Origin of the sequence: Terrihabitans rhizophilus, assembly GCF_033898525.1 — a bacterium.
Lineage (GTDB): Bacteria > Pseudomonadota > Alphaproteobacteria > Rhizobiales > Methylopilaceae > Flaviflagellibacter > Flaviflagellibacter rhizophilus.
The window spans coordinates 407,435-421,764 of the sequence record NZ_JAXAFJ010000002.1 but is presented as its reverse complement, the minus strand read 5'-3'; the positions used below and the strand labels follow the sequence as shown (position 1 = coordinate 421,764).

The following is a 14,330-nucleotide window of genomic DNA, read 5'->3' as shown; positions in this document are numbered from 1 at the left end:
GCGTCCAATGGAACCAAGCCTTGGCTTCGTGGCGGAGCTCTTCGCTCACGCTCTGTCGTATTGGTGGCTGATCCTGATCGCCACCACCATCGGCATCATCATCGGCGCCATGCCGGGCTTCGGCTCGGCCAACACCATCATCATGCTGCTGCCCTTCACGCTGGCCGTGGACGTCGACGTCGCCATGATCTTCATGGTCTCGCTGTTCTGCGCGTCGCAGATGGGCGGCGGCATAACCTCCATCCTGCTCAACATCCCGGGGAACGGAGGCTCGGCGGCCACCTGCCTGGACGGCTACCCCATGGCCAAGAAAGGGCAGGGGCAGCAGGCGCTGGTCCTCTCCTTCGTGGCCTCCACCGTGGGCGGCATGGTGACGGCGGGAATGTCGATCTTCCTGCTGCCCTACATGGCCAGGCTGGCCTACTACCTGCACAGCGTGGAAATGGTGGTGATCCTGCTGTTCGGGATCACGCTCATCGCATCCATCGCGTCCGAGAACATGCTGAAGGGCCTGATCGCGGGGTTCCTCGGCCTGCTCATCGGCGCCATCGGCGCGGACCACATCTACTCCACGCCGCGCGGCACGTTCGGAGCCCTCGAACTCTACGACGGCGTTCCGCTGATCGCGGTGCTGATCGGCGTGTTCGCCATCTCCGAGGCGCTGATCATGATGGAAAGCCGCTCGGTGCTGTCCGAGGCCGGCATGCAGATCGCGAAGAAGGCGGGCTGGCCCGAGACGTGGGAGGGCGTGAAGATGGCCTTCGCGCGATGGTGGCTGATGATCTGGACGGGCATTGTCGGGCTCATCATCGGCATCGTCCCGGGAGCGGGAGCGTCCATCGCAGCCTTCGTGGCCTACCAGCAGGCACGCCTCTATTCGAAGACGCCGGAGCTCTACGGCACGGGCATACCCGAGGGCGTCATCGCGCCGGAGAGCGCCAACAATGGCTGCGCCTCGGGCGATCTCATCCCGCTGCTGGTGATTGGGGTGCCCGGCGGCACCACCGCGGCCGTCATGCTGATCGTGATGACCTATCACGGGGTCCAGCTTGGCCCGCGCATGTTCATCCAGACGCCCGAACTCGGCTATGGCGTGTTCGTGACCATGCTGGTGGCGTATGGCGTGATGCTGTTCACCACACTGCCGCTGACCCGCTACATCTCGAAGCTGATCCTGATCCCCACGGCGGTTCTCGCGCCCATCATCATCGCCTTCACGATGGTGGGCTCGTTCGCGCCGCGCGGCTACATGTTCGACCTCTGGCTCACGCTGCTGTTCGGCGTCATCGGCTATGTCTGCCGCCGCACCGGCTACAATGTCGTGGCCATGCTCATCGGCGTCATCCTCGGCCCGCTTCTGGAGGCCAATGTGATGCGCGCGCTGCGCATCAGCGGCAATGACCCGCTGGTGTTCTTCTCCTCCACGGTCGGCAACATCCTGTGGGCACTGCTCTTCATCTCCCTCTTCATTCCTTCATTCGTGGCGTGGCGGAAGAAGCGAGGCCTGCGCCCGCAGCCTGTCGCCGGGGCAGTGGCGGGAGGCGGGGCATGACCGCGGTACCGAAGACGGAAACCGCGCGAGGCCTGCGGCCTGTTGCCCGGTTGGACATCATGGGTGGCGGACAAGTGGTGGTGCAGGACGGCTATGCCTTTGTCGGGCATATGTCGCCGCCGGAAGGCACCTCCATCATCGACGTGCGCGACCCATGGAATCCAGTCGTCGTGGCTCGCATCCCACCGCCCAGCCGCTTTTCGCATACCCACAAGGTGCGGGTGGCCGGCCACCTGATGATCACCAATGTCGAGCGGCACCGGCGACATTTTTACCGCAAGGGCGAAGGCTTGCCGGCCGCTGGCGAGGTGCTGTCGGCCCGCTTCGGCCGGCCGCCCACGGAGGCAGAACTGGCGGCCGAGATCGGCGTTGCCGAGGCGGACATGGCCGATCTGCGCGAAGGGGCGGCGCGCGGCTATGACGAAGGGGGCTTCCGCGTCTGGAACATCGCCGATCCTGCCAATCCACGATTGTTGTCCACCGTGCGCACCGGCGGCATCGGCGTCCATCGCTTCGACATGGACCGCGACTTTGCCTACATCTCGACCGAGATGGAGGGCTATGTCGGCAACATCCTCGTCACCTACGATCTGGCGGACCCGGCGGCGCCGCGCGAGGTTTCGCGCTGGTGGATGCCAGGGCAGCACGTCGCTGGCGGCGAGACGCCCTCATGGAAGGGCCAGCGCCACCGCCTGCACCACGCGCTGCGGCAAGGCGACCGGATGTGGGCGGCGTGCTGGTATGCCGGCGCCTATGTCATCGACATCTCCGACATCACCCGCCCCACCACCATCGGCAGCTTCAACTATCATCCCCCGTTCCCGGAGCCGACGCACACGCTGATGCGCCTGCCGGAGCCGGTCGGCGGGCGCGAGATCGCGCTGATCGTCGACGAGGAGCACGACCATGTGCCCGGCCAGCCGCACGGCTTCATCTGGATCATGGATGCCAGCGATCCCGCGAACCTGACGCCTATCTCCACCTTCCATGTCAGCGAACGCGGGTCGCCCTATGCGGGAGCAGGCGGACGGTTCGGCGCCCATCAGTTCCAGGAAAAGCAGGTGGGCAGCCTCGTCTATGCGACCTGGTTCGCGGGTGGTGTGCGGGTGATCGACATCGCCGATCCCGAGCACCCGGTGGAGGTCGGCTTCTACCTGCCGGAGCCCTATCCCGGTCACGTCGCGCCACAAAGCAACGACGTGGATGTCGATGAGCGCGGCTTCGTCTACATCCTGGACCGCGATCGCGGGTTCGAGATCGTCACCGCAACGACTCCCGCGGCGGTGGAGCGCGATGTGTGAATCCTGCGCATCTCCCGATGACGACGAGGCACTCCCGTCCTTCTCCATCACGCCCGCGCTTGTCGGCGTGATGCGGGACATCGAGGCCGATCTTCCGGGACGGAGGGTCTCCGAAGAGGCGTGGCAGGTGTTCTTCGGCGCCGAGAGCGGCGGTATCGGCTGGGGAGACCTGGAGCGCATCGCCCGATCGCGCGAAGCCGCCGCCTTGTTCCTGTCCCTTGCGGGGGATCACAATTGGACCACGCGATAAGCTGGCAAGATCAGTCGCTTGCGCCAACACGTCCGGCGACGTTCAGCTCCATGCATAGTGCCCAAGCCGAGATCGGGCGCATTCACACTTCATAGCTGACGGTACTCTTCCGATCATAGGAGCCTGCGGGGGCAAGATCGCGGTACTAAGGAAAGTCAGCGACTGGAGTGCGTCGGAAGCGGTGATGGCAGCTTACGCAGGATTGAAGCGCATCCTCGTTCTTGCCGCTGTTCTGGTGGTCCCTGCAGCCGTGCGCGGCGCAGACGGAGATCGCCCCCTCATCGCCTCGGAAATCGAGCGCGGGTTGGACGGGTTCTTCATCTTCACCACAAGCGGCAACGGCGAATACGCGATCTATCAACTGCTATCCGGCCCACGAGGCATGTCGGACGACAGCGACGTCGTGTGCATGTCGGAGCAGTGCTACGCGCCGCTGGCGGTGGTGCCTCAGGCGGCGCTCGAGCAAGTGGCTGTCGTCAAGGGTCATCGAGAAGCCGTACGACAAGCGTTCCGCTCCGCCCAACGTGCCTATCGGGAACTGCAGCGCGCCGGCCCTGCCGAGGTTGAGCCGAGAACGAGCGAGTGGCGTGGGGCGTTGAGCGTCATAGGCGCGTGCATCCGCGATCCCGAGCGCTGCGGGGGAAGGCGATGAGGACCACGACCATCGCTGTGGCGCTGCTGTTCGTGCTGCTGGGCTCCTCGCTCGTCGTCGCGCCTGCTAAAGCCGCCGAATTGGCAATAGGCTTCCTGAGCCGGGAGCGGCCGCCGCTCACGCAGGTCAGCCCGGTGGACGCCGATCTCCCGGATAGCGGGCTTGATGGGGCGAGGCTCGCCATTGCGGATGGCAATACTACCGGAAGGTTCAGCGGGCACAGCTTCCGTCTGATCGAGAGACGGATTGGCAGCGGGGATATCGCGGCGGGATTATTTGAGCTTGCCGGGCAGGGGGTGCGCTTCGTCACCACGGATCTGGATGCGGAGGATCTGCTCGCCGCCGCCGACGCCGCACGCCACGCCGACATCAGGCTTATCAATGCCCGGGCACCCGATGACCGGCTTCGCAACGAGGACTGCCGAGCAAGTATGCTGCACACCGTGCCAAGCCGTGCGCAGATCGCGGACGGACTGGCGCAGTATCTTGTCTGGAAGCGCTGGCGACGTTGGTTCCTGATCGTCGGACGCGGCGAGGGCGACATTGAGGTGGCGGCGGCGCTGCACCGCTCGGCCAAGAGGTTCGGCGCAGAGATCGTGGCAGAGAAAAGGTGGACGTTCCAGCCCGGCAATGCGCGTGCCGATACGGGCCATGTCGCACTTCAATCCGAAATACCCGTCTTCACGCGAGCTCCTGATCACGATGTGCTTGTCGTCGCTGACGAGCGCGGCGAGTTTGGGGACTATCTGGAAGGACGCACGGCGCTTCCGCGGCCTGTTGTCGGTACGCACGGGATCGTGGCCGGCGGCTGGAGCACCATGAACGAGCAATGGGGCGCGGCCCAGTTGCACAGCCGATTCCAGAAACTGGCGGGTCGCCGCATGAACGCGGCGGACTACGCGGCCTGGCTGGCTGTGAGAGCTGTAAGTGAGGCGGCCATCCGCACGCGCAGCAGCGATCCGGGCGTCCTGAACGCCTATCTGCGAGGGCCCGATTTCGTGCTCGCCGGCTTCAAGGGGCAAGGCTTAAGCTTCCGAGACTGGGATGGGCAGATGCGCCAGCCCGTGCTCATCTCAACGGCACGGCTCCTCGTCTCGGCCTCGCCCCAGCCGGGCTTCCTGCACCGTGGATCGGAGCTGGACACCTTGGGCACCGACAGGGAGGAGAGCCGATGCCGCATGTAGGAGATGTTCTGCTCGCGGGAGCTCTCATCCTTGCAACCCCCGCGCTCGCGGACCGGGTCTATGTGTCGAACGAGCAGGACAACACCGTCTCCATCATCGACGGTGAGCGCGGTGAACTGGTCGCCACCGTGGATGTCGGCCGCCGGCCGCGCGGCATCGCACCCAGCGTGGACGGCAAGTCCATCTTCATCGCGGTGGGCGACGACGACCGGATCGATGTCCTGGACGTGGCGACGGCAAAGGTCGTCCGCTCCATTCCCAGCGGCGAGGATCCGGAGCTGTTCGCGGTGCATCCCGACGGCAAAAGGCTGTTCGTGGCCAATGAGGACGATGCCAAGGTGTCGGCGGTCGACATCGCCTCATCTGAGGTGACGGCTGAGGTCGAGGTCGGCGTGGAGCCCGAGGGCATGGGCGTGAGCCCGGACGGCAAGCTGGTGCTGGCGACCTCCGAGACGACAAGCATGCTGCATGTGATTGATGCCGCAAGCATGGAACTGCTGGACAACATCCTCGTGGATACGAGACCGCGCGAGGCCATGGTGACGCCGGATGGCGCGCAGATCTGGGTGTCGTCGGAGATCCGGGGCACGGTCGAGGTTTTCGACGCGAACACCCGCGCCTCGCTGAAGAAGATCAGCTTCGGTGTGCCGAGCGTTTCGCGCGAACTGGTGCAGGCCGTCGGCATCGAGATGTCGCCGAACGGCAAGCGCGCGTTCGTGGCGCTGGGGCCGGCGAACCGGGTGGCCGAGGTGGACCCGGCCAGCTTCGAGGTCGTCCGCATGTTCCTTGTGGGGCAGCGCGTGTGGCACATGGCGCTCTCGCCGGATGGCAGGCGGCTTTACACGGCGAACGGCACCTCCAGCGACGTCACCATCGTCGATCTGGAGACCAATGAGCCGGTCAAGACCATCGCGGTCGGGCGCGGGCCATGGGGCGTGGCCGTGGTTCCGTGAACGCGCTGGAGGTCGCCGGTCTCAGCCACAGCTTCGGACGGCGGCAGGCGCTGACCGATGTGTCGTTCAGCCTTCAGCCGGGCGGGTTCACCGCGCTGCTCGGACTGAACGGCGCCGGCAAGACGACGCTGCTTTCCCTGATCACGCGGCTCTACCACGCGCGGCAGGGAACGGTGCGGGTGCTGGGCCGCGATCTGCGGCGCGAGCCGGAGGCGGCGCTTGCGCTGATGGGCGTCGTGTTCCAGGAGACGACGCTCGATCCCGATCTCAGCGTTCGCGAGAACCTGCGCTACCACGGCGCGCTCTATGGGCTCGGCGCCGGGGAAAGTGCGCGGCGGGCGTGCGAGGAACTGGAGCGCGCCGGATTGGCCGGCCGGCTGAGTGACACGGTGCGCATCCTCTCCGGCGGGCAGAAGCGGCGCGTGGAGTTGGCACGGGCGCTGATCCACCGGCCACGCCTGCTCGTTCTCGATGAGCCGACTTCCGGCCTCGATCCCGCCTCCCGGCGCGATCTTCTGCGCCATGTCCGGGAGCTCCGGCAGCGGGACGGGCTCTCGGTGCTTTGGGCAACCCATCTCGCGGACGAGGTGGAGGCCGGTGACGGGCTCGTCCTGCTGCATAAGGGCAGGGTGCTGCATTCTGGACCGGCAGGCGACTTCGCTCCGGACGGCCATCTGGAACGCGCCTTCCTTGCTGCCACGGAGCGGGCGGCATGACGGCGCGGCACCTTTCCCGTGCCTTTGCCGGCATCTTCCGGCGCGAGGCGCTGCGCTTCGTGTCCCAGAAGGCGCGGTTCGTCTCGGCTCTGGTGCGGCCGCTGGTCTGGCTCGTGGTCTTCGCGGCGGGCTTCCGGGCAGTGCTGGGGCTCTCGATCATCCCGCCCTACAAGACCTACATCCTCTACGAGACCTATGTCGTGCCCGGCCTCGCCGGCATGATGCTGCTGTTCCACGGCATGCAAAGCGCACTCTCGATGGTGCATGACCGGGAGACGGGCTCCATGCGCGTGCTGCTGGCGAGCCCGCTGCCGCGATGGTTCGTGCTGGCGGCCCGCCTCCTCGCGAGTACGCTCGTGGCCTTGCCGATGGTCTACGCCTTCCTGATCATCGCCCGCTTCTGGCACATGCGCCCACCTCTCTGGGGCTATGCCGCGGCTTTGCCGGCCATCGTGCTTGCGGGCTTGATGCTGGGCGCGCTCGGCCTGCTGGTCTCCTCGCTGATCCGGCAGATCGAGAACTTCGCCGGCGTCATGAACTTCGTGATCTTCCCGATGTTCTTCTCCTCCACGGCGCTTTACCCGCTGTGGCGGCTGGAGGAAGCGAGCGCTGTCCTATCTGGCATCGCTGCCGCGAACCCGTTCAGCCACGCGGTCGAGTTGATCCGGTTTGCTCTTTATCTTCAGCTGAACACCCTCTCGCTCGCCATCGTCGTCGGGTGCACTGCCGTGTTCTTCGCCGGTGCCGTGCTGGGCTACGACCCCGGGCGGGGCCTGTGGCGCGGGAGGTTTGTGCCCTAGAGTACCGAGGAACCGCGGATTTCACGGCCGCGTTATCATGCCTCTGTCGCGTAGGGGCAGGTGATCATGCGTTCCGGTGTTTTGCTCTTGCTGGCACTGTTGTCCATGGCGCCCGCGCTTGCGCAACAACCCGCCATCGCGCCGCCACCATCCGCTGCTCCGCCGGAGGACGGCCAGTGGACCATGCCGGCGAAGAACTATGCCAGCACGCGGTTCAGCGGCCTCGACGAGATCAACACGGGGAACGTCAAAGGCCTGCAGGTTGCCTTCACCTTCTCCACTGGGGTGAACCGGGGGCAAGAGGCGGCGCCGCTCGTCGTCGGCAGCACCATGTATGTGCTGAGCCCCTGGCCAAACATCCTCTACGCGCTTGACCTCGCCCGGCCCGGCGCGCCGATGAAGTGGCGCTACGATCCGAAGGCGGAGCCGGCCTCTCAGGGCGTGGCGTGCTGCGACGTCGTCAATCGCGGCCCGACCTATGCCGAGGGCAAGATCTTCTACAACACGCTGGACGCCCACACCGTCGCGGTCGATGCCGAGACGGGCCGGGAGGTGTGGCGGGTCAAGGTCGGCGACATCAATATAGGCGAGACCACCACCATGGCTCCGCTGGTGGTGAAGGATAAGGTGCTCGTCGGCAATTCCGGTGGCGAGTACGGCGTCCGGGGTTGGCTAAAGGCGCTCGACATAAACAGCGGCGAGGTGCGCTGGACGGCCTGGGCGACAGGGCCGGACGGCGATGTCCTGATCGGCCCGGAGTTCAAGCCGTTCTACGAGAACGACCGGGGCACCGATCTCGGCGTGACCACCTGGCCGCCGGAGGCGTGGCGGCAGGGCGGCGGCAATATGTGGGGCTGGATCTCCTACGATCCCGACCTCGACCTGATCTACCACGGCACCGGCAATCCCGGCCCCTGGAACCATGAGGCCCGCCCCGGCGACAACAAGTGGACGGCCGGCATCTTCGCGCGCAATCCCGATACGGGCGCGGCCCGGTGGTTCTACCAGTGGAGCCCGCACGACGTTTACGACCATGACGGGATCAACGAGCAGATCCTGCTCGACATGGACTGGAACGGAGAGCCCCGCAAAGTGCTGGTGCGGCCGGAGCGGAACGGCTTCGTTTATGTGCTGGACCGCACGACGGGCGAGGTGCTGTCCGCAAACCCGTTCCACGCGCTGACGGCGATCAGCGGCGTCGATCTTAAGACCGGGCGCCCGCACATGGTGTCCGAGAAGGAGCCTAAAACCGGCAAGGTGGTGCGCGACATCTGCCCCAATGCCTCCGGCGCCAAGGACTGGAACCCGTCCGCCTTCTCGCCGCGGACTGGGCTGCTCTACCTTCCGCACGCCAACCTGTGCATGGACTTCGAGGGCGTCGAGCCGAACTACATCGCCGGCACGCCCTATGTCGGCGCCAATGTCCACATGAAGCCCGGCCCCGGTGGCCATCGCGGCGAGTTCTCCGCCTGGGACATCCGCGCCGGCAAGGAGGTGTGGACGATCAACGAGCCGTTCCCCGTCTGGAGCGGGGCGCTGGTCACGGCGGGCGATGTCGTCTTCTACGGGACCATGGAGGGCTGGTTCAAAGCCGTGGACGCCCGGAGCGGAGAGGTGCTCTGGCAGTTCAAGACTTCTTCGGGGATCATCGGCCAGCCCACCACCTATCGCGGTCCCGACGGGCATCAGTATGTGGCCATCCTCGCCGGCGTCGGCGGTTGGCCGGGGGTGATCGTGTCAGGCGATCTCGACGCGCGGGACAAGACGGCGGCGCTCGGCTTCGTCGGTGCCATGGGCGACCTGCCGCAGCACACCACGAAGGGAGGGACGCTTTATGTGTTCCGCCTTCCTTAAGGGCATCGCGCTTGTCGTGGTTCTGGCGCTTCCAGCATCCGCACGTGAATTGCGGGTCTGTGCCGACCCCAACAATCTGCCGTTCTCGAACGAGCGCGGGGAAGGCTTCGAGAACCGCATCGCGGCAGTGATCGCCGAGCAGATGGGTGCGGAGGTCAGCTACACTTGGTGGGCACAGCGGCGCGGCTTCATCCGCAACACATTGCGGGAAGGGCGCTGCGACCTGATCCCCGGCACCGTGGCCAATATGGAGATGCTGCGTACCACCGCGCCGTATTATCGCTCGGGCTATGTGTTCGTGACGCGGGGCGTGGATGCACTGGACATCGGCTCGTTCGACGATCCGCGCCTGCGGACATTGCGCGTGGGCGTGCAACTGATCGGCGACGACGGTTCGAATGCGCCGCCCGCACATGCGCTGGAGCGCCGGGGCATCACCGGCAATATGCGGGGCTACACCGTCTACGGCGACTATGCCGAGGCGAACCCCGCCGGCCGCATCGTGCGCGCCGTGGCGGAGGGCGAAGTGGATGTCGCGGTCGTCTGGGGTCCGTTCGCCGGCTACTTCGCGCCACGGCAGGCCGTGGAACTCTCCATTCGCCCGGTCACGCCGGGAATCGATGGGCCGATGCTCCCGATGGTGTTCGACATCTCCATGGGTGTGCGCCGCGAGGACGAACCCCTGCGCGAGGAGGTGGATGCGGCGCTGAAGGCGCGGCGGGCAGATGTGGACGCCATCCTTGCGAGCTATGGCGTGCCGCGGCTCGACCGGACGGAGGCCCGCCGATGATCCGGTTGATCGCCGCCATGTCACTCTTTTTGGCAGTCGCAGCCTGTGAGCGCGAGGACCGCAGTTTCCAAAGCCCGCCGCCGGGGCCGGCCGATCAGGTGGTTCTGTCGCCGCTGTCGCCCGGGCAGGCAGCTCCCGTGGCCGCGAACAGCGGGCAGGGGCAGGCCTATGAGAGCAATGCCTACCACGTCAGCCAGGGCAAGCGCCTGTTCACCTGGTTCAACTGCGTGGGTTGCCACGGCAACGGCGGCGGCGGCTCCGGCCCGGCCCTGATGGATGATGCCTGGATCTACGGCAACACCATCGAGAACATCGCGGCGACGATCCGCGAAGGACGGCCGAACGGCATGCCGAGCTTCCGTGGCAAGGTGCCGGAGGAGCAAATCTGGCAGCTGTCGGCCTATGTGCGCGCGCTGGGTGGCCTGACCTCGAAGGACGTGCCGCCGGGCCGCAATGACGACATGCAGTCCGCTCCCGGCGAAAACCGCATGGTGAAGGACCCGTTCGGTCCAGCCGACGCACCGCCGAGCGTTGGCGTGCCGAACAATGTGACGCCCCCATCGCCGGCCGAGCGGGCGCCGCTGTGAACAGGCGGTCAGTTCCCGGGCTTCTGGCGTCCAGCCTGGCGCTTGGTGGATGCCGGGGCATCCAGTCTTCCCTCGACAGCCACGGCCCCATGGCGGGCGGGATCGAGAGCCTGACCTGGTTCTTCATAGCCGTGTGCACCGTTGTCTGGCTGCTGACCATGGCCGCGCTCGGGTTCGCGATGCTGAGGCGGCGGCGCACCGACCATGCCGATCCGCTGAAGGAACGTCCGCGCGCCGACCGCCTTGCGACCCTTGCCGTGTCGGGCCTCGTGGCGCTGACGGCGGTGATCCTCGTCGTCCTCACCGCCGCCACCTTCCTCACCGGCAAGAGCCTCGCGGGCATGCAAGGCGAAGGGCTGGTCCTGCGCGTCACCGGCCAGCAATGGTGGTGGCAGGTGACCTATGAAAGCGACCAGCCTTCGCGCGTGCTCAGTGTCGCCAACGAGATCCACGTGCCCGTGGGCGAGACCGTCACGCTGAAGCTGACCTCGGCGGACGTGATCCACAGCTTCTGGGTGCCGAGCCTTGCCGGCAAGACGGACCTGATCCCCCGCCGCACCAACATCCAGTCCTTCGTGGTTGATCGTCCCGGCACCTATCGTGGCCAGTGCGCGGAGTTCTGCGGCTTCCAGCACGCGCATATGGGGCTGCTCGTCATCGCCCATCCGCGCGCCGAATTCGATGCCTGGTACGAGGCGCAGCTGAAGCCGGCGGAGCGGCCCTCCGAAGCAAGCCGTCAACGCGGCGAGCAGGTCTTCACCAGCCGGGCCTGCGCCATGTGTCACGGAATTCGCGGCACCTCGGCTGCCGGGCGCGTGGCTCCTGATCTGACCCATGTCGGCAGCCAGCAGACCATCGGGGCGGGCACCCTGCCCATGAGCGAGGACAATCTGGCGCGCTGGATCGCCGATCCCCATCACTTCAAGCCGGGCGTGAACATGCCGAAGACCGATCTCAGCGGCGAGGATATCGGTGCGGTCGCGGCCTATCTCGCGGGGCTAAAATGAGCGCCGGCGGGAGACGGGATGACGGTGGGCTGCGGGCCTGGCTGCCGACGCTTCTGGCGTTCGCCTCGGGCGTCGCGGGTGCGTTGGCCGTCAAGCGAATGCTGTACCCGCAGGCCTTCGCCCGTATCGCGGAGGTGCCCGGGATCGCCAGACGGGCGCCGCCTCCACTCGTTCCCGGACAGGTGCCGTTCGATACCCGCGACGACGGGCTGGATGACGAGACTCTGGACCGCGTTCTTGCCGATACCTGGCGGCGGGAGCCGGGCTTCGTCGGCTGGCTGTCCAGCGTCGATCACAAGGATATCGGCCGCCGCTATATCGTGACGGCCTTCATCTTCCTGTTCCTTGGCGGGCTGTCCTCCATCGCCATGCGCATCCAGCTGGCACGGCCGGAGAACGGGTTCATCGGGCCGGATCTCTACAACCAGCTATTCACCATGCACGGCATGACCATGATGTTCCTGTTCGCCGTGCCGGTGATGCAGGGGCTGGGCATCTATCTGGTGCCGCTGATGGTGGGCACCCGCAATGTCGCATTTCCGAGGCTGACGGCTTTCAGCTACTGGATCTTCCTGTCGGGCGGGCTGTTCCTGTGGGCGTCGTTCATGCTGAACATCGGCCCGGATGTCGGCTGGTTCGCCTATGTGCCGCTGTCCGGGCCGGAATACGGCATCGGCAAAAGACCGGACGTCTGGGCGCAGATGATCACCTACACGGAGGTGGCCTCGCTCGCCGGTGCGGTGAGCACCATCGTGACCGTCTTCAAGCAGCGCGCGCCGGGCATGAGCCTCGACCGGGTGCCGCTCTTCGTCTGGGCACTGCTCATCACGAGCTTCGTCATCATCTTCGCCATGCCGGCCGTGATGATGGCCTCCACCATGCTGATCCTGGATCGGCTGGTGGGCACGCACTTCTTCAACCCGGCGGAAGGCGGCGACGCTCTCCTCTACCAGCACCTGTTCTGGTTCTTCGGGCACCCCGAGGTCTACATCATCTTCATCCCCGCGACGGGCTTCGTGTCGGCCATCATCCCGACCTTCGCGCGCCGCCCGATCTTCGGCTACATCGCGCTGGTCCTGTCGCTGATCGCCACGGGATTCCTGTCTTTCGGGCTGTGGGTCCACCACATGTTCGCGACAGGGCTGCCCATGCTCGGCGCCAGCTTATTCACCGCCGCCAGCATGCTCATCGCCATTCCGAACGGCATCCAGATCTTCTGCTGGATCGCGACCTTGTGGATGGGTCGCCCCGTGCTCAAGACGCCGCTGCTCTTCGTGCTGGGCTTCTTCTTCATCTTCGTGGCGGGCGGCCTCACCGGGGTCATGGTCGCGTCCGTTCCGCTCGATCTCCAGGTGCACGACACCTATTTCGTGGTGGCGCACTTCCACTACGTGCTGATCGGCGGCGCCGTGTTCCCGCTGCTCGCCGCCGTCTACTACTGGTTCCCCAAATTCACCGGCCGCATGCTGTCCGAGCGGCTCGGCACCTGGAACTTCTGGACCGCCTTCATCGGGTTCAACGGCGCCTTCTTTCCCATGCACATCCTGGGCTTCATGGGCATGCCGCGCCGCGTCTACACCTATCCGGAGGAACTGGGCTGGGGTGGCATCAACCTGCTCGTCACGGCGTTCGCGCTGATGCTGTTCGTCAGCTTCGTGCTGTTGACCGTGAATGTGGTGCGCAGCCTGCGCTCAGGTTCCGTCGCGCCGGCCAATCCGTGGGACGCCGGCACGCTGGAATGGGCCGCAGCCTCGCCGCCGCTGCCGCACAATTTCGCGCGCATACCGGTGGTGACCCACGAGGAGCCGCTCTGGCATGAGCGTGAGAGCCTTCCTGCGGTGGCGGGGCTGCGCGTCGATGCCCGCGAGATCGTCGTCACCACGGTGACGAGCGCCCGGCCTGACCTGCGCGAGGCCTCTCCCGACCCCTCGATCTGGCCTTTCCTCTCGGCGATGGCCGTGGGCGCGACCTTCCTGGGCTCCATCTTCTCGCCCTGGTTCGTGGTCTGGGGCACGCCGGTGGCGGCGGTTGCGCTGATCGGTTGGTTCTGGCCGAAGGGCAACCCGGAGGATGAGGAATGAAGACGCGCGTCGTCCTCGACCTGAAGGACCACCCGACCTACGGCTTCGGCCCCCGCATGACGACGTGGTGGGGCACGCTTGCCTTCTGCGCGCTGGAGGGCATGGGCTTCGCGCTGGTCAGCGGGTCCTATCTTTATCTTGCCTATCTCAGCGAAAGTGCCTGGCCGATCGGTGCGGCGCCGCCGGACCTCATGCCCGGCATTGTCTTCAGCATCCTGCTGCTGGCCAGCCTGCTGCCGAACCATTGGCTCAAGCAGGCGGCAGTGAAGAAGGACCTGCGACGGGTGAGGATCGGGCTCGTGGTCATGAGCCTGCTGGGCCTTGTCCTGCTCGGTGTCCGCGTCTTCGAGTTCCCGGCCCTGAACATCTGGTGGGACACGAACGCCTACGGCTCCATGCTGTGGCTGATCCTTGCCCTGCACACCGTCCATCTCGCCACCGATGTCGGCGACACGCTCGTCGTGACCGTGCTGATGTTCACGAAGGAGGGGCGCGTGCCACGCCGGTTCACCGATGTCGAGGACAACGGCTTCTACTGGTACTTCGTGGTTGGCTCCTGGGTGCCGCTCTACGTCCTGCTCTACTGGTTCCAGCGGATCTGAC

The 14,330-nt window shown here is 66.2% G+C and carries 14 protein-coding genes; all 14 read left to right on the top strand.

What is annotated here, in order from left to right; genetic code table 11:
* The first annotated feature begins 7 nt into the window (after positions 1-7).
* A complete protein-coding gene (locus SCD90_RS05585) occupies positions 8-1,552 on the top strand; it encodes a tripartite tricarboxylate transporter permease (protein ID WP_319843641.1) in 1,545 nt (514 codons plus the stop codon).
* A complete protein-coding gene (locus tag SCD90_RS05580; RefSeq protein WP_319843640.1) occupies positions 1,549-2,853 on the top strand; it encodes an LVIVD repeat-containing protein in 1,305 nt (434 codons plus the stop codon). Before SCD90_RS05585 ends, SCD90_RS05580 begins: the two co-directional genes overlap by 4 nt.
* Complete coding sequence (locus SCD90_RS05575) at positions 2,846-3,103, top strand: hypothetical protein (RefSeq protein WP_319843639.1); 258 nt, start codon at positions 2,846-2,848, stop codon at positions 3,101-3,103. The genes SCD90_RS05580 and SCD90_RS05575 overlap by 8 nt, the downstream gene beginning before the upstream one ends.
* A gap of 184 nt (positions 3,104-3,287) precedes the next feature.
* Positions 3,288-3,755 carry a hypothetical protein gene (locus SCD90_RS05570; protein ID WP_319843638.1) on the top strand — a complete coding sequence of 156 codons (468 nt, stop codon included), beginning with the start codon at positions 3,288-3,290 and terminating at the stop codon, positions 3,753-3,755.
* Entirely contained in the window at positions 3,752-4,939 is a 1,188-nt protein-coding gene (locus tag SCD90_RS05565) for an ABC transporter substrate-binding protein (protein ID WP_319843637.1), read from the top strand. Before SCD90_RS05570 ends, SCD90_RS05565 begins: the two co-directional genes overlap by 4 nt.
* The gene (locus tag SCD90_RS05560; protein ID WP_319843636.1) at positions 4,927-5,892 is read left to right on the top strand and encodes a PQQ-dependent catabolism-associated beta-propeller protein; all 966 of its coding nucleotides are present in this window, start codon (positions 4,927-4,929) and stop codon (positions 5,890-5,892) included. Before SCD90_RS05565 ends, SCD90_RS05560 begins: the two co-directional genes overlap by 13 nt.
* Positions 5,868-6,608: an ATP-binding cassette domain-containing protein gene (locus tag SCD90_RS05555; RefSeq protein WP_319843635.1), complete on the top strand. Its 741-nt coding sequence runs from the start codon at positions 5,868-5,870 to the stop codon at positions 6,606-6,608. Before SCD90_RS05560 ends, SCD90_RS05555 begins: the two co-directional genes overlap by 25 nt.
* A complete protein-coding gene (locus tag SCD90_RS05550; RefSeq protein ID WP_319843634.1) occupies positions 6,605-7,408 on the top strand; it encodes an ABC transporter permease in 804 nt (267 codons plus the stop codon). Before SCD90_RS05555 ends, SCD90_RS05550 begins: the two co-directional genes overlap by 4 nt.
* Before the next feature lie 66 nt (positions 7,409-7,474).
* The gene (locus SCD90_RS05545; RefSeq protein WP_319843633.1) at positions 7,475-9,262 is read left to right on the top strand and encodes a methanol/ethanol family PQQ-dependent dehydrogenase; all 1,788 of its coding nucleotides are present in this window, start codon (positions 7,475-7,477) and stop codon (positions 9,260-9,262) included.
* Positions 9,243-10,052, top strand: coding sequence for a substrate-binding domain-containing protein (locus SCD90_RS05540; RefSeq protein ID WP_319843632.1), 810 nt, complete (start codon positions 9,243-9,245; stop codon positions 10,050-10,052). The genes SCD90_RS05545 and SCD90_RS05540 overlap by 20 nt, the downstream gene beginning before the upstream one ends.
* Entirely contained in the window at positions 10,049-10,639 is a 591-nt protein-coding gene (locus tag SCD90_RS05535; protein ID WP_425265642.1) for a c-type cytochrome, read from the top strand. The genes SCD90_RS05540 and SCD90_RS05535 overlap by 4 nt, the downstream gene beginning before the upstream one ends.
* Positions 10,636-11,646: a cytochrome c oxidase subunit II gene (gene coxB, locus SCD90_RS05530; protein ID WP_319843630.1), complete on the top strand. Its 1,011-nt coding sequence runs from the start codon at positions 10,636-10,638 to the stop codon at positions 11,644-11,646. Before SCD90_RS05535 ends, coxB begins: the two co-directional genes overlap by 4 nt.
* Complete coding sequence (ctaD, locus tag SCD90_RS05525) at positions 11,643-13,727, top strand: cytochrome c oxidase subunit I (RefSeq protein ID WP_319843629.1); 2,085 nt, start codon at positions 11,643-11,645, stop codon at positions 13,725-13,727. The genes coxB and ctaD overlap by 4 nt, the downstream gene beginning before the upstream one ends.
* A complete protein-coding gene (locus SCD90_RS05520) occupies positions 13,724-14,329 on the top strand; it encodes a cytochrome c oxidase subunit 3 (RefSeq protein ID WP_319843628.1) in 606 nt (201 codons plus the stop codon). Before ctaD ends, SCD90_RS05520 begins: the two co-directional genes overlap by 4 nt.
* Position 14,330 lies beyond the last annotated feature (1 nt).